Here is an 18,934-nt window from a genome sequence, read left to right as displayed (position 1 = left end):
ATAAATTGAGGTTTATATAAAATGGCAGATTATGAGGAAGTAACTGCAAGCAAAAAACTCGCAGGATTTATTGAGAAGCGCAAGACTGTATTTATTACTATTCTTATTGTTCTTGTATGTCTTCTTATTGGATATGTAGTTTGTGCTTCTATAGCAAACAATAATAAAGTAAAAGGTTTGCAGGCTATTGATGAAATTACTTTTGAGTTGACTGATAAGAGTTCTTCTCTTAGTGATTCAGAAATTACTGCAAGACTTAATACAGCAATGGAAAAAGCTTCTGCTTACACTTCAAAGGGTGGTATTGTAGGTGCTCGTGCAAATATGCTTTGTGCTGATATTGCTTATCAGCAGAAGAAATATGCAGAGTCTGCAGACTTCTGGAAGGCAGCAGCAGAAAAATCAAAGAAGTCTTATATTGCTCCTTTGTGCTACTTCAATCTTGCTGTTTGCTCTGAAGAAACAGGTAACAACGCAGATGCAACTGCTTACTATAAGCTTGCTGCAGATAACAAGAACTTTGTAATGAGAACACATGCAATGTTCAGCTACGCACGTTTGCTTGAAGCAAATGGTAACTATGCTGATGCTGCTGCTACTTATACAGAGCTCAACGATTCTTTCTCTGGAGATGCATGGGCTAATCTTGCAAAATCAAGACTCATCGCTCTTAAGAAAGACGGAAAAATCGAATAATCCATTCTGAAATTTGATATATATGAATAAGGTATTCTGTAGAAAAAGACTATTGTTTTCTTTAATTTTTACAGGATACCTTATTTTATTTAACACTGCTTGTGGGCTGGACACGTTTTATGTATTAGATGCACCTACTAATGTAGTTCATAAACCTGAACATGGTGCCATTGATTTTGCAACATCTTATTTTGAGTTTTACACAACAGATAAAGAATATGAGTCAATAAAGTTCCTTGGTACTGATGTTTATTATAAAATCTATAAATCATCAGCAAGACTTGATTCTGAAGTTAATGATCTGGAAAATCTGGCAAGCAGAGATCAGTCCTCTTCTAATGCAGCAGAAAAACTGATAACCAGTTACAGATATCAGCCATTGCGTGGTGCAGGGCATGATGATGTAAGTGTACTTATTCCATCAGATGGAAGTGATGATAAGGTATATATAAGACTCAGTGACTATACTTCTACTTATCCTGCTCAGATTACAGTTAATAACGATAATATTTACGGAAGCGGTTCACGCGTAATTCCTGTAAGAAATCTTTCTAATAAACCTTCTTTTAATTTTTCAACAATTGCAGCCGACTTAAGACCAAAATCTGGAGACGTTGATGTAAGTGACAGCGGTTCTTCATCTGATAATTACTGGTATGTAAGTTTGTTTGCACTTGCAATTGGCCAGGATTCTACTTATTCTCCAATATACAGTAATATTTTATATCTTGGTTCTGTACGTATTTCTGCAGAATAAAAAAAAGACTTCCTAATCAGGAAGTCTTTAAGTGACGCTTGGCAGAATCGAACTGTCGACCTACTGCTTAGAAGGCAGTTGCTCTATCCAGCTGAGCTAAAGCGCCGAAGTGATATTAAATATATCATAAATTGTAGTTTGAATCAAGGGGTGGTTTCGATACACTCGCTTCGCGAGCACTCAACCACCGGTGGTTGAGTAGGCCGAAGGCCGTATCGAAACCACCTTATTTTGCTCCCAGCATTTCCTTCATGGTTCGCCAGCCGAGCATTGCGCATTTTACACGGGCAGGCATGTGGGAAATGTCCTGAAGGGCAGCAGCTTCGTCGAGGCGCTCTAAATCTTCTTCTGTAACTTCACTCTTAATCATTCTGTCAAAAATATCAGCAAGAGCGAGTGCTTCGTCCTTTGTTTTTCCGATTACGAGATCTGCCATCATATCAACTGAGGCCTGGCTGATTGCACAGCCGCTTCCTGTAAAACTTGCATCTGTAATTACATTGTTTTCATCTAGCTTCATCTGAAGGGTAATCTGGTCACCGCAGCTAGGGTTTACACCTTCAAGACAGAAGGTAGGTGAGTCCATATCTGTTTTGTGTGTTGGGTTTATATTGTGTTCGTTTAAGATTTCTCTGTATAGTTCCTTTGTGTCCATATAAAATCTCCGTATTGTCGCTCGATAAATCTCGCTCTGACCTGTCTTTCGATAATCCTAAAACGACCCTTTCGGCTCGTTTTTTAACGGATTTTCGATTATAAGGTCTCCAGGCAGAAGGTCTGGTTATCGATTTTCTTCATTCCGATGTTTTTCCAGAAGATTTCTGCATTTGCGTTCTTTGCATCAAGATACACTGTTTTTGCGCCAGTTTCAATCATCAGCCTTTCCATGGCGTAAGTGCCAATTCCAAGCTGTCTGTAATCTTTGTTCACTTCAAAAAGTTCTATTGAAAGTGTGTCGCAGATTTTTCTGTAAATGCAGACAGCCTTCAAAAGACCATCTGAAGGCTTGTAGTCAAAAATCATAAACTGACAGTCTTTTAAGAGAAAAGAAAATTCACCGTCTGTGGTATATGATTTTAGAAGCGGAAAACTCTCCCAGCCTTCCATAGCCATGTAAGATTCAAAGATATGACAATCTAATATACGATAACTTAGATTCATTTTCTCCTAGTCTTTAAATCCACTCCATTCGCGGAGCTTTGCAATCTTTTCAAGGAAGCAGTCTACTTCTTCTTCGGTATTGTAAAAGTATAAGCTTGCGCGTGCTGTTGCTGTCTGACCAAGATACTGGCCAAGTGGCTGTGCACAGTGATGGCCGGCACGGATTGCAATGTGCTCTTCAGAAAGAAGTGTTGCAACATCGTGAGGATGAACTCCATCAACTGTGAAGGTTACGATTCCACAGCGCTTGTTGCCGTCTTTTGGTCCAATGATATTTATATGAGGAATGTTTTTCATTCCTTCAATAATTCTGCATGCAAGTTCAGCATCGTGCTTTTCAATGTTTTCAAGACCGATGCTCTGAATGTAACGGATAGCGGCAGCCATTCCAACTGCGTCTCCGGCACTTACAGTTCCGGCTTCAAACTTGTGAGGAACTTCTGCCCAGGTTGCTTTCTCGCGGGTAACGTATTCAATCATTTCGCCGCCGCGGAGGAAAGGATCCATTTCTTCGAGGAGGGCACGCTTACCGTAAAGAGCGCCGATTCCCATAGGACCGCAGAGCTTGTGACCGCTCATTGCAAAGAAATCTGCATTAATTTCCTGTACATCTACCTTCATATGTGGGGCAGACTGAGCTCCGTCCACTATAAAAATAGCGCCGACAGCATGAGCTGCCTCGCCAAGTTTTTTCACAGGATTAGTAACGCCTAATACATTGCTTACGTGTACAATGGAAACAATCTTTGTTCGTGGGCCGATCTTTGAAGCAATTTCTTCATCACTTATAATTCCTGTCTCTTTATCGCATTCAAGAAATACAAGTTTTGCGCCTGTCTTTTTGCAGACCATCTGCCAGGGAACAATATTTGAGTGGTGCTCCATGATTGAAACACAGATTTCGTCGCCTTCCTTAAGGTTATTGAGTCCCCAGCTGTAAGCTACAAGATTCAGGCTCTCGCTGGCATTACGGGTAAAGACGATTTCTGCGGCTTCGCGGGCATTTATGAATTTTGCAACTGTGTCGCGGGCGTTTTCGTATGCCATTGTGGCGCGCTCGCTTAAAGAATAAAGACCACGCAATGGATTTGCGTTTTCTGTAGCGTAAAAGTGTGTCATTGCATTAAGTACAATGAACGGACGCTGGGCAGTAGCCGCAGTATCAAAATATATAAGTCCCTTGTTTTCGCCGGCCTCGTTTTCATCTATTGCTTTGAAAAAAGGAAAGTCTTTTCTGTATTTATTTTCCATTGAGATACTCCAGAATCTCGTTTTTAATCTCTTCGTCTTCTATTGTTGCAGCAGCCGCAGTGACTTTTGCATTTGTGAGCAGTTCTTCTGCTGTCTTCTGGTCTATGCCACGGCTGTTCATGTAAAAGAGCATTTCGTTAGAAAGTTTTCCGATTGTAGAACCGTGTTCCGCAGAAATATCTTCTTCTCCGCAGAGAATGATTGGTGCAGCTTTGACTACTGCTTTTGGAGAAAGGAGCAGGGTTGTTTCAATTTCATTTCCAACTGAACCTGCACAGCCTTTTACCATATCAATTGTACCGCGGTAGGTCTTACTTGATTCGTCCTTTGCAGTTCCGTGAGTCTTCATGTCGCAGACTGTTTTCTTTCCCTTGTGAACTACAACCTGATTCATATCCAGGTACTGATTTTCCTGACAGATATAGGCTGTGTCAGAATAGAAAGAAGACTGGTAGCCTTCGAGGGTAGCGTGGAAGCCTGCGTCAATATGTGAGGCTCCGAGTTCAATCTGGGTAAGGCTTACCTTTGCACGTTCTCCACAAACTACAGCAGTGTCATCAATCTGATTTACTGTTTTACCGCAAAGCTGAACCTTTGAAATGTGAAGTTTTGTATCATCTTCTGCGTAAACTTTTGTGATAACGCCGGAAAGTACTTGTGGTTTCGATACGCCCTCCGGGCTACTCAACCACCCGTCATAAACGATGATGATATTAGCAGAAATTCCTGCCTTTGCATGAATAATCTGATGTGTGGCAGAGTTTGAATCCAGCTTGATTCTGATGATAAGAGGCTGGTCTGCGCTTTTTTCTATTGTATAGATTTTGCCTTCAGAAGCTGTATCGCTGATAAGTTTAGCAGCTTGGTCTCCAATAGAAAATTTAGGCTCAGAAAGCTGGGATTCAATAGATTTACCAGAACTTACTTTTATGCCTTCCGGGAGCTGAACATCAATTCCCTGTTTTTCTGAAAGGTTAAAATCATAAGAAACTGAATCCTTGTTTATCTTAAGCCAGGTCCAGGTAAGATATGGAATTGGGTTTATATCAATAGCCGCATTTTCTGCGGATGTAGTATTTGTGTTATTCATACGGCAATAATCTACCATAATTATAGGTATTTTTCTAGTATATCTAAAAAGTTTTGAACTTTGCATTTTATGGTTTATAATAGAATGTATGGATGTGACTTTAGTAGATTATCTTACAGGCTTGCCAAATATGAATTACTTCATGGGTCTTGCTTCTGAAAAAAAAGACAAGCTGGCGAAACAACAAGAAAATGCAGCAATCCTTTTTTTTGACCTTTACGGTATGAGGAAATTTAATAATGAATATGGTTTTGAACAGGGCAATGTCTTATTAAAAAGCTTTGCCGGGCTGCTTATTAACTTTTTTGGAAATACTAACTGCTGCCGTATTGGTGGTGATGATTTTGCTGCTATAACAGAAGAAGATGGAATTGAAAATAAAATTCAAAATCTCCTGGAAAATTGTAAGGCACTTGTAAAAGTTGAAGGTCAGATTGTAGAAGTTACCGTTCATATTGGTGTCTATCTTTTTAAAACAGAAGATGTAGGAATTAATCTTGCCTGTGACCGAGCAAAGCTTGCCTGCGCTCCAATCCGCCAGTCAAATGAATCTGGTCATAATTATTATGATATTACCATTTCTCAGGCAAACGAAAAACGTCAGTATATTATAGACAATCTTGATAAGGCTCTTGAAGAGCACTGGATAACTGTTTACTATCAGCCAATTGTCCGTGCCGTTAGTCGCAGAGTCTGTGATGAAGAAGCGCTTGCCCGCTGGATAGATCCGGTAAAAGGCTTTTTATCTCCTGCAGATTTTATACCTATTCTTGAAGAAGCAAAACTCATATATAAGGTGGATCTTTACATTCTTGAGCAGGTTCTCGAGAAGATGAAGTTTATGGCTTCTAAAGGCTTTTATATGATCTCTCAGTCTATTAACCTTTCGCGTTCTGACTTTGAAGTTTGCGATATTGTTGAAGAAATCTGTAAACGTATAGACAGCTCTGGAGTCCCACGTAATAAAATAAATATAGAAATTACCGAAAGCATTCTTGGTCAGGATTTTGAGTTTATGAAACTTCAGATTGACCGCTTTAAAAAGCTTGGTTTTTCTGTATGGATGGATGATTTTGGAAGCGGTTATTCTTCACTGGATGTTTTGCATCAGATTCAGTTTGATTTGATTAAGTTTGATATGAGCTTTATGCGTCAGCTGGATAAGGGCAAGAACGCAAAAATCATTCTTGCTGAATTGATGCGTATGGCTTCGGCCCTTGGAGTTGATACTGTTTGTGAAGGTGCTGAAACGGAAGAGCAGGTTCAGTTCCTCATGGAAATAGGCTGTTCAAAGATTCAGGGCTATTATTTCCAGAAGCCTATTCCGGTTGAGCAGATTTTGGAAAAATACGAAAAGGGAAATCAGATTGGTTTTGAAAATCCGGATGAAGCTCATTATTGTGAGACTATAGGTAGAATAAACCTTCACGACCTTTCTGTAATTTCCCAGAATGAAGACGGCTTTAACTCTTTCTTCAGTACTTTACCAATGGTAATTTTTGAGACAAGTGAAGATTCTGTAAAATTTACCAGATATAATCAGTCTTATCATGAGTTTTTTGAAAGATATTATGGTATCAGCCTGCAAAATGAAGCTGTTCCGATTCAAACTATTATGCAGGGGCCGGGAGCCAGTTTTATTCTGGTTTTGAGACAGGCAACAAAAGAAGGAAAAAGACTCTTTATTGATGTAAATTTGCCGGATGGTTCTGTTGCTCATTATTTTATTAGAAAAATGGAAGAAAATCCGGTAACTAAAACGAGTGCTGTTGTTGCCGCAGTTCTTTCTATAAAGGATGCAGAGCAGAGGGAAATTTACGCCAATCTTGCCCGTGCCCTGGCAAGTGACTATTTTAGCCTCTACTATGTAAATCTGGAAACTGATGAATTTATTGAGTACAAATCTATTGCTTCAAAAGAAGAGCTTTCAACAGAACGCCATGGAGATGAATTTTTCAGACGGGCAAGGTTAGATGCCTTAACTCATCTTTACGAAGAAGATGTAGATGCTTTTATAAAGGTATTTACCAAAGAGAATATTCTTAAACAGATTGAAGAAACCGGTACTTTTGTTCATGTATACAGACTGGTGAAATTCGGAATTCCTTATTATGTAAATATGAAAGCGGTTCAAATGACCACAAATAAAAAGTATCTGATAATTGGTGTCAGCAATGTTGATGCCCAGGTAAAAGAACAGAAGCTTCTTGCTCAGGTCCGCCAGAATCAGCTTGTTTATTCAAGACTTATGGCGCTTTCGGGGGACTATCTTTGCATTTATGTAATTAATCCTGAGGATAACTCTTATATTGAATTCCAGGGAAGTACGAACTTTGATTCTCTTGGTATTTCAAAAAATGGTAAGGACTTTTTTGAAGATACACAGAAGAATGCAGAACATGCTGTTGCAGAAGAGGATCGCGAAGAGTTTAAGCGCCGTCACACTAAAGAATGCATTATGAAGGATATCGAGAAAGACGGCGTATTTATCAGCAGTCATCACCTCTTGATAAATAACGAACGTGTAAAGATTTCCTTAAGATGTGTTCTTGCTCAGGAAAACGGCGAAAACCGACTTATCATGGGAATGCGAAAGGTGTAGGTGGATTGCCAGCGACGTGGCAATCCAATTCTAACAATTTCCCTTCATCTCAAGCTTAATAAGATTATTCATCTCAACGGCATATTCGAGCGGCAGCTCTTTACTTACCGGGTTTGCAAAGCCGCTTACAATCATACTGCGGGCTTCGTCCTCTGGGATTCCACGTGACATGAGATAGAAAATTGCGTCGTTTGAAATGCGGCCGATTTTTGCTTCGTGTCCTACATCACATTCGTCAGTTTTAATTACCATTGCAGGAATTGTGTCTGAACGGCTTTCTGAATCGAGCATAAGGCTTTCGCAGGAAACGCTTGTTTTACTGCCGGTTGCGTTTTTGTCGATATATACAGCTGAGCGGTAAATGGAAACTCCGCCGCCCTTAGAAATTGACTTAGTGGAAATAAGGCTTGAGGTGTTCGGCGCAAGGTGTACCATCTTGGCACCTGTGTCCAGTTCCTGGCCCGCACCGGCAAAGGTAATTCCTGTGAACTCTGATTTAGCACCGCGGCCAACCAGGTCGCTTTCCGGGTAGAGGTAGCTTACGTGGCTGCCGAAGGAACCGCTTACCCATTCAATGGAAGCTCCTTCTTCTACGCGGGCACGCTTGGTGTTGAGGTTGTACATATTCTTAGACCAGTTTTCGATGGTTGAGTAGCGCAGGTGAGCTCCTTTTTTTACAAAAAGCTCAACGGCTCCGGCGTGCAGGTTTGCTTCGTTATATTTTGGTGCAGAACAGCCTTCTATAAAGTGCAGGTCTGCGCCTTCGTCTACAATAATCAGTGTGTGTTCAAACTGTCCGGCTCCGCGGGCATTGAGGCGGAAGTAAGACTGAAGAGGGAAGGAAAGGTGAACTCCCTTTGGAACATATACAAAAGAACCTCCCGACCATACTGCTCCGTGAAGGGCTGCAAACTTGTGGTCCTTTGGAGTAATGAGAGTCATAAAGTATTCCTTTACCATAGGCCCCCATTCTGGCGATTTAAGAGCTTCTTCAAAGCCAAGATAAACTACGCCCTGTTTTGAAACTTCGTTCTGTACGTTATGGTAAACTAACTCAGAGTCGTACTGTGCGCCAACGCCGGCAAGAGATTTTCGTTCTGCTTCCGGAATGCCAAGCTTTTCAAAGGTTTCCTTAATGTCGTCAGGAACGTCTTCCCATTTGCCGCTCATTTGAGTTTTCGGGCGAACGTAGGTTGCAATGTTGTCTATGTTGAGTCCGTCGATTGAAGGGCCCCATTTTGGAACTCTTAAGTAGTTATATGTTTCGAGCGACTTGAGGCGGAATTCCCGCATCCAGTCAGGGTCGTCTTTTTCATCTGAGATTTTAGTTACAATTTCCGGGGTTAAACCTGATTCAAGACGGAAGGTGTTTTCTTCTGTCTCTTCATAGCGGAAATCGTAAAACTCTCTGTTTATATCTTCTATTGTTTGTTTATCTTCCATAAAATTATTTAATGAATTCCTCGAATCCCTTTTCGTTGATTTCCTTGAATAACTGTCCGTCTCCAGTTTTTACGATGTGGCCTTTGACCAGGATGTGGGTTTTGTCTACGGAAAGGCCTTCGAGGATCTTTGTTGTGTGGGTGATAATCAGGAGGGAGCCGTTTGTCATTTTGCGGTACTCTTCGATTCCCTTTGCAACAAAGCGAATGGCGTCTACGTCCAGGCCAGAGTCGGTTTCGTCGAGGATGGCGAAGTCTGGCTTGAGCATAAGAAGCTGAAGGATTTCAGACTTTTTGCGTTCACCGCCTGAAAAGCCTACGTTGAGATCGCGGCGTGCGTAATCCGGATTCATGCTCAAAAGCTCCATGCAGCGCTTAAGCTCCTTCTGGAACTGGAAGAGCTTTACGTGCTCGCCGGTTTTCTGCTGAATTGCTGAGCGGATAAATGCTTCGAGCGAAATGCCAGGAACCTCGAGGGGGCTCTGGAAGCTCATGAACATTCCGAGCTTTGCGCGCTTGTCGGCACTTTCTTCTGTAATGTCGGTGTCTTTGAAAAGGATTTTTCCGCCTGTGATTTTGTAAACGGGATTTCCCATCAAAGCGTTACCGAGAGAAGATTTTCCGGCACCGTTTGGTCCCATCAGAACGTGTGTTTCGCCCTGACCAATCTGTATATTGAGGTCGTTGAGAATTTGTTTTCCGTCTTCAAGACCTGCGTTTAAGTTTTGTACGTCTAATAACATGGTTATAATATAGTAAAAAAAAGCGTTATCTACAACTGTTTTCTAAAGATTTTTGCCTAGTAAATTGGTGGATTATAGGGGCAATGGATTGCCACGCCTTCGGCTCGCAATGACAGTCATTGCGAGGAGCGTAGCGACGAAGCAATCTAGATTGACAAAAAGAGAAAAAATGTCGAAAATACATGTATATGAAAACTATTAAACCTTATTTACACAAAGTTAATTATTACGAAACGGACAAGATGGGGATTACTCATCATTCAAATTATATCCGCTACATGGAAGAGGCGCGCGTTGATTTTCTGGATCAGCTTGGATGGAGCTTTATTAAGCTTGAGGAAGAGGGTATGGCGTCGCCGGTTATGTCGGTGGAGGGTGTGTACAAAAAGTCTACAACTTTCCCTCAGACTATTGAGATTATGGTAGGTATTGAAAAGCTTTCTGCGGCTAAACTCACTTTTTCGTATGAGTTTAAGTGCGAGGGCGATGTGGTTTTCCTTGGAAAGAGTACTCACTGTTTCCTTGATACCCGCGGGGTGCCGGTTCTGATTGAAAAAAGATATCCGGAGTTCTATGCGGATTTGAAGGGTATTTACGAGGCTGGACAGAAATAGATGCTGAAACAAGTTCAGCATGACGAGTTCGTTTAGCATGACGAGGGAATATGGGACGCGAGATAGAAATTAAGATTCCGTTGACGGATGAACAGTACGATAAGATTTACTATGTGATTTATGGCGATGAAAAAATTGCCGGGCTTAAAATCTGTAAGCATGGTGATGTTCCGTGCCCTGTTGAGCATATTCTGAAAACTGATTCTTATTTTTCACGCTATGCAACCAGAGAAGAAGGTCTTGCAGCCGGAGAGCCTCAGGTTATTCGTATCCGTAGTGAACGTTATGAAAAAACTGAACCTAAGGCTTTTTTCTGTATTAAGCGTAAGACTGTTGAGAATGGCGTTGAGTTGAACCGCGAGGATGAAACCTTTATTGAAAAACCGGAAGTTGTCCGCGAGCTTCTTATGTTTTCGGACTATCATCAGTTTTTTGAAAAGCGTAAGGATTCTCTTTCTGTTTACTGCGAGTCTGAAGTTTTAGCAGGCTGTGAATTCCATCTTGAACTTGAGAAGGTAAACGGCCTGAAATATATTGAAGTAGAAGTTACTGATGAACAGGATTCAGGACTTGCGGCTGATGAAGTTCGTGTTGCGCTTGCAAAGTTTATTGAATTGTTTGGGCTGGATTCTGCAAAGCGTGATTCGCGCAGTTGGATGGAGATTTTGCGGGGTGCTGTGTGAGCCGCTGTGTGATTGTTGCGGCCGGTGAGATTCACAATTACGGCTCTGCAATTTCTTTTCTTCGTAAGGATGATTATTTTATTTTCTGCGACGGAGGACTTTCTCACGCTGAAAGCCTTGGTATAAAACCAAATCTTATTGTTGGTGATTTTGATTCTTGTGATTCTGATGTCCTCTCAAAATATGAAGAGCAGTGTGAAATCATAAAACTTCCCCGTGAAAAAGATGACACCGATACACTGTATGCGGTAAAGCTTGCGGTAGAACGCGGCTATTCTGATTTTTTAATTCTCGGTGCAATGGGCGGCCGCTTTGACCATGCGCTGGGAAATATTTCTATTCTATTATATCTTGAAGGGCTTGGAAAAAATGCTGTGCTTATTGATGATTATTCTGTAATGCAGATTGCCGGAAGCAAGCCTTTGTTAATTGAAGATAATTGTTCTTATTTTTCTGTTTTAACTGTTGCGGGCGATGTTAGCGGTGTGACTATTAAAAATGCAAAGTACCCGCTGGAGAACGCCAGCCTCAGCGCAGATTTTCAGCTTGGAATCAGCAACGAAGTGCTGCCGGGAAAGGTAGCTGAGGTTAGTGTGGAGCACGGGCGGGTGCTTGTGGTAACGGTGAAATAACTCTGCATCTGTGGTGAGCTGCCTAAGAACAGGGTTAAAATCTCCTTTGATGAATAACCATAGGGTCGAAGCTGTTGAGGTCTCGCACGCCGGTTCTTGCCATGGTTGCGGCGAGTTCTCCTGTCATCTCTTTTATGCGGGCAGCAGTTGCCTCTGCGCCTTCCTTTAATAGCGGCATCAGGTGGCGGCCAACGCTTACGGCTGTTGCACCGAGGGCGAGGCACTTATATACATCCATACCGCTTTCAATTCCGCAGTCGATAAATACCGGGATTTCGCCGCGGGTAACCTGCAGAATCTCACTTAGCATCATAAGAGGCGGAACTGCATACTGCATTATTCCGTGGTGGTGCGAAAGCTGGATTCCTTTACAGCCAGCTTTAAGACATTTTTCTGCGTCTTTTGTGCTGAGAACTCCTTTTACAATAAAAGGAATTTCTGCGGCTTTCACAAAATCTGCAAGCTCTTATGTAGACTTCGGCTTCATATCAAGTCCGAGTACATTATCGTAACCTCCGCTTCCGTTGAAGGCGTGATCAATATCCATGCCGACAGCAAAACAGCCTGCCTTTTTAGCATGCTCGATTTTGCGGAATACTTCCTTATTATCAGCATGAGGCTTTATGATTTTGATTGTGGCGGCGCCTGTTGCAGTTATTTCTTCGAGCTCTTTATCTTCACCCATTCCAACCCAGTGAACCGCGTTTGCTTTGGCTGCGGCCTGAGCATATTTTACCATTCCGTTTTCAGCGGTGTTGTCCAGATGAGAAAGGGCTGCAGTCATAACCGGTGTGTCGAAGGTTCGTCCGTAGAGCTCAAGCTTTGTAGAAGGGAGGTTTGAGTCTATGTAGCGCGATTCGAGAAGCAGGGTGTCAAAATAGTCTTGGGTGATTTTGTCTGAGCTGGATGTGTATTCCATGTGGTCTCCTGATTACGGTGGTTTCGACAGGCTCAACCACCGCGGTTTTAATAAAGTCTTCCGTAGGTATAACCGCGGTCGCTGATTATTGACGCAGCCTTTATTTCAAAATAGCAGACTGCGTTTTCCTTGAGGACAAGGCTCACTTTGTTTCCGCTTCTTTTTGTCTGAACAAACGGCTGAGCACTTGCACGCAAAAGCTCCAGCTGCTCCTGACTCGGATTTGCCGGTTCTCCCATATCATGCCAGACCTTAAGCGGATTGCAGACTTCTTCATCTACAAGTTCTGTCACAAGCACATTCGGAAGTTTTTCATCTGCAGTTTTGCCTTTTGCTTTATTTTCGAGCGGGAAGGTCAAATCGAGCTTAAGTTCTTTACCGCTCATTTCTTCATCTACATTCCATGTCACGCCTGCAAAGCTTCCGTCTGTGCGCTTTACAACTACACAGTTTGGAGTTTTCAAAACGCACTTCTCGTAGTTCTTTGTAAGTTTCTTATAGAAAGCAAATGTCCAGAAAGTTGGTTTTGGAATGAGGCCGTTTGCAACAAGTCCGAAGCCTCCGTGGAATGGAGTGAAAGGAACTCCGCCTTCTTCAAAAATATCGCCGAAAGTCCAGTAAGAATAAGACTTATGATTATCGCCAAAGCATGAGAGCATAAGTGCAACATAAGCGGCATTGAGGTTCATGTCATGAACAGGGGCATTTGGAATGTATGAGGTGTTGAACTCTGTTACATTAATGTCCATTCCCTTGAATTCTTTGAAAGAGTCTACAATTCCGCGGGTTGAGTCGAGCTGTTCAAAACACTTTGTTTTTGGATGAAGTTTTGGGTAACCGTAGTGACCGTCGTAGTTAGGGAACTCGGTGGTGTAGTGGTGGCGGCTTACAAAGTCGAGCGGGCACTTATTCTTGCGTACAAACTCGAGGAAGGCTTTAATCCATTCCTTGTCTGTTCCGCCACAGACTGCCGGGCCGCCAACCTTAAAGCGCTTATCAACTTCTTTTACAGCGCGGGAAGAAACATCATAAAGTTTGAAATATTCTTCCATATTTGCGTCTTTCCAGAAGCCCGGAAGGTTCGGCTCGTTCCATACTTCAACCGGCCAGGTAACAACTTCTTCGGTGCCGTAGCGGTCCATAAGATGCTGGAGAGTTGCCTTTATAAGATTTGCCCAGCGCTCGTAGTTCTTTGGTGGAGTTGTGTTTCCTTTCCAATAGAAGATTGTGTTGTCTCCGCTTGCGAGCTGCTTTGGCATAAAGCCAAGCTCAATAAAAGGTTTGATGTGGAGTTCTTTGTAAGAATCCATTACGAGGTCTAGGTAGGTCCAGTTGTATTCTACCTGAACTTTTTTCTCATCCCAGCCTTCGTAGGCGTGCGGGCCAAACTGTGAAACGCCTTCCTGGAATTCATGGTAAATTGCCATGTCGTCGTGGAAGAGTCCGTGGCCGCGGATATGTTCAAAGCCGATTTTTTCCTGAACCAGCTTGAGCTGTTCAAAGTAGTGTTTCTGAAGGGCAAGGCCCATACGGCCGGTTCCGATACAGTAGAAGGCATTGTTGTTAAAGGTGATGTTTTCGTCACCGGTGATTTTGTAATTCATTTTAGTGTTCCTTATTGTATTGTTTTGTCTCCGATGGTTGAGTACTCGCTTAGCGAGTGTATCGAAACCATCGTATATTATAAAACTTTGGTTTCGATACGATGCTTCGCATCTACTCAACCACCGTGTTTGTGTGTATTTATTCCCACGGGTACTTCATTCCCCAGTCGCGGCGCAGGGCGTCCATTGTATCAATTAAATCTTCTGATTTTTTGAAGGTGTGGACGTCTGATTCGGTGCGGCCGGTAAGAATAAATTCTGTTGCATGAGCACATTCGTACTCGTAACCGTTTACTGCAAACGGCTCTCTGATTTCGCGGATAACTTCGTTCTCGCTTCCCCAGATGTTTTTATAAACATGAACATCAGCTTTTGTTGCCATAAAGAAATTTTCTACGGTGATAAAGCCTTTTGTTCCATATATAACTGCGTCATGAGTTCCGGTTGTTGAAGGAACATCCATTGCATCCTGGAAGCTGGTTACTATTCCGTTTTCAAAAGTAAGATTTACGCTGTTCCAGGCATCAACCCCTTTGAGCATACGGACTGCCGAGCTTTCTGCTGTGATTGGAGAGAAGTCTGCCAGCATCATGGCAAAGTAGATGTTGTAGATACCGAGATCGAGCAGTGCACCACCGGCCTGTCTTGGATCGTAGTTTCTGTCGTTCGGGTCATAAGGATTTCTGTTGCAGAAGCGTGAATCAATATTGATAATGTTTCCGATTGTACCTGCTGAAATTTCCTTTTTGATTTCTCTGATACATGGATTGAAAGCAGTCCACATTGCTTCCATAAAGAAGAGATTTTTTTCGCGGGCAAGTGAAGTCATTTTATTCAGCTGATCGCGTGAGCAGCCGGCAGGCTTTTCGCAAAGTACGTGCTTGCCGCTTTTAAGACAGCCGAGTACAGAATCCAGGTGAAATGCATGCGGATTTGCTATATAAACTGCATCTACCTCAGGATCGTTGTAAAGTTCTTCGTAGCTTCCGTAGGCTTTTTCAAAATGCCATTTGTCTGCGAACTCTTTTGCGCGTTCCAGATTTCGGCTAGCTACAGCATATAGGCGGATTTTGTCTCCGCTGATGTTTGGTAATTTTCCGTTTTTGATTCCATTCATTGCAGTTGCCATTGCGTTGGCAATGCGTCCGGGGGCAAGAATCGCCCAATTAACATAGTTTTTCATAATTTAATTATAGCATGGAATTGAAAGAAAGAATGAATAAAACTCTACATTAATTGTAATAAGAAAATTGCGGGGGCGTTACGGGGGCGGAGCCCCCGTAGAGAGGGTAGTGGAAAAGAAAAAGGGTCTGGTGGTTTGTAAAACCGCCGGACCCTTTTTCTTTGGAACGAGGGGGAGACTTCCCCCTCCCTTATGAATTAGAATCTACCTTCGTCTTTGTCCATGTCGTTGAGAACGCTGTGCTCTTTTACGTACTTAACGGCTTCGTCTACTGTTGTGAAGCAGAGGCCTACAACTGTGTCGGCACATCCGTAGTAGATTGCGATGCGGCCTGTTTCCTGGTCTGTGAGGGCAGCTACAGGGAAACATACGTTGTCTACAAAGCCTGTTGTTTCGTATGGAAGCTCTGGTGTGAGCATGTAGTTCTGGCAGCGGTATTTTACGATTGATGGTTTATCATGATCGAGAATTGCTGCAGAGAATGAGTATACATAACCGTTACAAGTGTGAACTACACCGTGGAAGAACAAGAGCCATCCTTCATCAGTTTCGATAGGAGCTGGACCTGCACCAATCTTAAGTCCCTGCCACCAAGCTCCGCCGCCTTTCTGCATTACGAGTCTGTGCTCGCCCCAGTACTTCATATCTGGAGAATAAGAAAGGAGGATATCACCGAATGGTGTGTGTCCTGAATCTGAAGGGCGTGAAAGCATTGCGAACTTTCCGTCGATCTTCTTAGGGAACAAAACAGCGTTGCGGTTGAATGGGAGGAAAGGATTTTCGAGGCGTGTGAAGTCTTTAAAATCTTTTGTACATGCAACTCCAATTGCTGCACCGTCAAAATCACCACACCACATAATGTAGTATGTATCATCTACTTTAACACAACGTGGGTCATAAGCGTAGTAAGGATCATGAGGAGTTCCATCTGGATCGTGCATGTGAATCTTCTCGCGCTGGAATTCCCAGTGGATACCGTCTTCTGAATCGCCGAGGTAGAGGAAAGGATTTCCAGTAGGATCTTCTGAACGGAAAACACCTTTAAATTTTCCTTCCCATGGAATTACTGCAGAGTTGAAAATGCGTGCCATGCCTGGGAATGGGTTTCTTCCGATAACTGGGTTTGCGTCATAGCGCCAAACTGGAAGCCAGCAGTCTTTTGGTTTGTCCTGCCATGGAATGTTAGGCAGATTTCCGCCACTAATGATTTTAGCCATAAAAAACTCCTATTGGGCATGGTGATTTTACGCCGCCCTGTTTGTGTGTTCTATGCTTATACTTTAGCGCTGCTTGTTAAGTTTGTCAAGAAAAATTAAGTAATATTAGGTAAAATATATTAGGTAAATTTAGGTTAAAAATAGATTTTTTATTAATTTAAGGAAGTTCCCTGTCGCGTTGCTGAAAAAAGCATGGTATAATGACGGCATGAAAAATTATTCAATGAAAGAAATTAAAAATATGCGTATACAGGGACGTAATGTTCCCGGCGGTATTTGCAAGGACGGCGCTGTAAGACTTTTTTGGGCTGGTGCTGCTCTTGAGCTTTGTGTTAAGGCAACTGAGGTCTGGGCTCGTATTTCCAGCGATTATGATTTTCATGAAATCTGGCTTTCGGTTCAGGTAAATGGTTATCAGACTGCCCGATTTGCAGCTCCTAAGGAACCATCGCTGATTTGTCTTGCTCATAATCTCAATCCTGAAAAGGAAAACTTTATTTCTATTATAAAAGATACCCAGCCAATGCCTGGTGATATTAAGCATGAACTTAAGATTGAAGAAATTGCATTGAATGATGATGGTGTATTCTTAGAACCTTCTCCTCATAAATGTAAGATTGAATTTATTGGAGACAGTATTACTTCGGGAGAAGGGCTTGCCGGCTGTCCTGAAGAAATGGATTGGATTTCCCTGTTTTTCTGTGGAAGTAAAACCTATGCCGTTCAGGTTGCAAAAATGCTTGATGCAGACTGGAAGTGTATCAGTCAGAGTGGCTGGGGCTTGTGCTGGGGATGGGATGGTGATGTGAAGTCTCGCATTCCTCTTTACTACAATCAAATTTGCGGTGTTCTGGACGGAGAGGCTCAGAAGGCTAGTGGAACCTGTGATGCTTTAGATTTTGCGGGTGGTTCTGATTATGTAGTTTTGAATCTTGGTACAAATGATAATTCTGGATTTTCTGTTCATGATGATGGAAAAGGTGTTGAAGGCGTTGCAGGACAGACCATTGTGGCTGAAGCAAAACGGTTCCTTGGTGAAATCAGAAAGAATAATCCTAAGGCAAAAATTATCTGGACTTGGGGAATGCTTCCTATTGATATTGTGCCTGGTTTAATTACAAAGGGTGTTGAAGAGTATAAAAAAGAGAGTGGAGATAATGCGGTTTATACGCTTGAACTTGAGAGTAATGTTGCTCTTGAAAAGTGTGATGAAGACCGTGGCTCTCGCGGACACCCTGGTTCTTTGACTCACAAAATGGCCGCGCTAAAAATTGTTGATTTTATCCGCGGACTGAATTAACAGAATCTCTTATAACAAGGCTGCCACTTACAAGATGGCGGCCTTTTATATATGGGCGCCCTGTAATTTTATTGATAATCAGTTCGGCTGCAACCTTTGTGGAATCTTCCGGTCTAATAAAAACTGTTGTGAGTTCTACTGGTGTTTCTTTCTGAGGAAGATAATTATCAAAGCCTGTTACAGAAATATCCTTTGGAACTTTATAGCCGTTTTCTTCTAGAACAGTTATGAGGTTCGCGGCAGTTTCATCGCAGTTGCAGACAAAAGCTGTAGGCATATTTTTTGCAGAAGGAAGATTGATTTTTATAAGTTTTCCGTTGTTGTCTCTGTCATTGATGATGTCGTCGGCTGAGCAGGAAAGCTTGTTTTCAAGCATTGCTTTCTGGAAGCCCATAAAACGGTCTGAAATGGAAGTGGTTGCTCCAAAGTTTCCAACAAATCTGATATTCTTATGTCCCTGTGAAATTACGTAATCTGTCATAAGGTAAGAGCAGAAGTAGTTGTCGTTTGATACACTATCGAACGGTAGTTTTGCTGAGTAAAAATCAAAAAGAATAAAGTTCTGATATGAGGTATTAAGCGCTTCCAGATAAGAATCGCTTGTCTGGCCGAGAATTATAAGTCCGTCTACTTTATTGTCTTTAAGAATACGTGGCAGTGTGCAGGCCTGTTCGTCTTCATCTGTAAGAAGTTCCATTATGCTGTAAAAGCCATGGCTTAAAAGCTCTGTAGAAAGTGCGTTGAAAATGTGCCAGTAGTAAGAAACGTTTGGAGAGAAAAATCGTGAAGGTATGAGGATTCCAATATTGCCAGTCTGAGTCTGAGAACCATTGCCGGAAGTGGACAGGGTAGTTTTCTTTACCTGGTAGCCCATTTTTTCAGCAATGTCTTTAATCTGCTGGCGAAGTTCATCGCCAACTCCGTCTTTATCTGCGAGAGCCTTAGAAACTGTAACTGTGCTTATGTTGAGCCTTGCTGCAATATCTGATAAACGAACTTTCTTCTTTTGTGCCATAAACTAAATTATAACTTAATTTACT

General features: G+C 42.3%; 17 protein-coding genes, 1 tRNA gene and 1 pseudogene. 7 read left to right on the top strand and 12 right to left on the bottom strand.

All coding sequences use genetic code 11. The features are described from left to right. Window positions 1-21 precede the first annotated feature (21 nt). On the top strand, window positions 22-696 hold the full coding sequence (locus tag BM161_RS11120) for a tetratricopeptide repeat protein (protein ID WP_074932711.1): 675 nt from the start codon (window positions 22-24) through the stop codon (window positions 694-696). A 22-nt stretch (window positions 697-718) separates the two neighbouring features. After that, window positions 719-1,453 (top strand): hypothetical protein, encoded by a 735-nt coding sequence (locus BM161_RS11115; protein WP_143090552.1) that lies wholly within the window; start codon window positions 719-721, stop codon window positions 1,451-1,453. Window positions 1,454-1,485: 32 nt separating this feature from the next. Here BM161_RS11115 and BM161_RS11110 read toward each other — a convergent pair. From BM161_RS11110 to BM161_RS11090, 5 genes are all read right to left on the bottom strand, one after another. Further along, window positions 1,486-1,559: transfer RNA gene (locus BM161_RS11110), tRNA-Arg, on the bottom strand. Window positions 1,560-1,679: 120 nt separating this feature from the next. Beyond that, window positions 1,680-2,108 (bottom strand): Fe-S cluster assembly sulfur transfer protein SufU, encoded by a 429-nt coding sequence (gene sufU, locus BM161_RS11105; RefSeq protein ID WP_074932707.1) that lies wholly within the window; start codon window positions 2,106-2,108, stop codon window positions 1,680-1,682. A gap of 98 nt (window positions 2,109-2,206) precedes the next feature. Beyond that, on the bottom strand, window positions 2,207-2,614 hold the full coding sequence (locus tag BM161_RS11100; protein ID WP_143090551.1) for a GNAT family N-acetyltransferase: 408 nt from the start codon (window positions 2,612-2,614) through the stop codon (window positions 2,207-2,209). A 6-nt stretch (window positions 2,615-2,620) separates the two neighbouring features. Beyond that, window positions 2,621-3,865: an aminotransferase class V-fold PLP-dependent enzyme gene (locus BM161_RS11095; protein WP_074932703.1), complete on the bottom strand. Its 1,245-nt coding sequence runs from the start codon at window positions 3,863-3,865 to the stop codon at window positions 2,621-2,623. Next, window positions 3,855-4,955: a SufB/SufD family protein gene (locus tag BM161_RS11090; RefSeq protein ID WP_074932862.1), complete on the bottom strand. Its 1,101-nt coding sequence runs from the start codon at window positions 4,953-4,955 to the stop codon at window positions 3,855-3,857. The genes BM161_RS11095 and BM161_RS11090 overlap by 11 nt, the downstream gene beginning before the upstream one ends. An 88-nt stretch (window positions 4,956-5,043) precedes the next feature. Between BM161_RS11090 and BM161_RS11085 the strand changes: the two genes are divergently transcribed. Next, window positions 5,044-7,557 carry a putative bifunctional diguanylate cyclase/phosphodiesterase gene (locus tag BM161_RS11085; protein ID WP_074932701.1) on the top strand — a complete coding sequence of 838 codons (2,514 nt, stop codon included), beginning with the start codon at window positions 5,044-5,046 and terminating at the stop codon, window positions 7,555-7,557. Window positions 7,558-7,587: 30 nt separating this feature from the next. Here the strand turns inward: BM161_RS11085 and sufB are convergent, their stop codons facing one another. Both sufB and sufC read right to left on the bottom strand, forming a co-directional pair. Then, entirely contained in the window at window positions 7,588-9,000 is a 1,413-nt protein-coding gene (gene sufB / locus BM161_RS11080; protein WP_074932700.1) for a Fe-S cluster assembly protein SufB, read from the bottom strand. A 4-nt stretch (window positions 9,001-9,004) separates the two neighbouring features. Continuing rightward, complete coding sequence (gene sufC / locus BM161_RS11075; RefSeq protein ID WP_074932698.1) at window positions 9,005-9,742, bottom strand: Fe-S cluster assembly ATPase SufC; 738 nt, start codon at window positions 9,740-9,742, stop codon at window positions 9,005-9,007. A gap of 188 nt (window positions 9,743-9,930) precedes the next feature. Here sufC and BM161_RS11070 point away from each other — a divergent pair, with 188 nt between their 5' ends. The 3 genes from BM161_RS11070 to BM161_RS11060 are packed head-to-tail and all read left to right on the top strand — an operon-like array spanning window position 9,931 to window position 11,671. Then, entirely contained in the window at window positions 9,931-10,356 is a 426-nt protein-coding gene (locus BM161_RS11070; RefSeq protein WP_074932860.1) for an acyl-CoA thioesterase, read from the top strand. Between the two features lie 50 nt (window positions 10,357-10,406). Further along, window positions 10,407-11,039 carry a hypothetical protein gene (locus BM161_RS11065; RefSeq protein WP_074932697.1) on the top strand — a complete coding sequence of 211 codons (633 nt, stop codon included), beginning with the start codon at window positions 10,407-10,409 and terminating at the stop codon, window positions 11,037-11,039. Further along, window positions 11,036-11,671, top strand: a complete 636-nt coding sequence (locus BM161_RS11060) for a thiamine diphosphokinase (protein WP_074932695.1) — start codon at window positions 11,036-11,038, stop codon at window positions 11,669-11,671. The genes BM161_RS11065 and BM161_RS11060 overlap by 4 nt, the downstream gene beginning before the upstream one ends. Before the next feature lie 34 nt (window positions 11,672-11,705). On the opposite strand, the pseudogene BM161_RS11055 reads toward BM161_RS11060, so the two are convergent. The 4 genes and pseudogenes from BM161_RS11055 to BM161_RS11040 all read right to left on the bottom strand — a co-directional run bounded on the left by BM161_RS11055 (window position 11,706) and on the right by BM161_RS11040 (window position 16,594). Next, window positions 11,706-12,590 (bottom strand): annotated as a pseudogene (locus tag BM161_RS11055) (alpha-hydroxy acid oxidase). A 47-nt stretch (window positions 12,591-12,637) separates the two neighbouring features. Continuing rightward, complete coding sequence (locus BM161_RS11050) at window positions 12,638-14,194, bottom strand: GH39 family glycosyl hydrolase (RefSeq protein ID WP_074932693.1); 1,557 nt, start codon at window positions 14,192-14,194, stop codon at window positions 12,638-12,640. 139 nt (window positions 14,195-14,333) lie between these two features. After that, window positions 14,334-15,377: a Gfo/Idh/MocA family protein gene (locus BM161_RS11045; RefSeq protein WP_083425783.1), complete on the bottom strand. Its 1,044-nt coding sequence runs from the start codon at window positions 15,375-15,377 to the stop codon at window positions 14,334-14,336. A gap of 197 nt (window positions 15,378-15,574) precedes the next feature. Next, window positions 15,575-16,594, bottom strand: coding sequence for a glycoside hydrolase family 130 protein (locus BM161_RS11040; RefSeq protein ID WP_074932690.1), 1,020 nt, complete (start codon window positions 16,592-16,594; stop codon window positions 15,575-15,577). A 208-nt stretch (window positions 16,595-16,802) separates the two neighbouring features. Here BM161_RS11040 and BM161_RS11035 point away from each other — a divergent pair, with 208 nt between their 5' ends. Then, entirely contained in the window at window positions 16,803-17,894 is a 1,092-nt protein-coding gene (locus BM161_RS11035) for an SGNH/GDSL hydrolase family protein (protein ID WP_143090550.1), read from the top strand. On the opposite strand, the gene BM161_RS11030 is transcribed toward BM161_RS11035, so the two are convergent. Further along, entirely contained in the window at window positions 17,875-18,909 is a 1,035-nt protein-coding gene (locus BM161_RS11030) for a LacI family DNA-binding transcriptional regulator (protein ID WP_074932686.1), read from the bottom strand. The genes BM161_RS11035 and BM161_RS11030 overlap by 20 nt on opposite strands. Window positions 18,910-18,934: the final 25 nt, after the last annotated feature.

Source organism: Treponema bryantii (genome assembly GCF_900113965.1).
Lineage (GTDB): Bacteria > Spirochaetota > Spirochaetia > Treponematales > Treponemataceae > Treponema_D > Treponema_D bryantii_A.
This window is presented reverse-complemented; position numbering and strand designations above follow the sequence as displayed.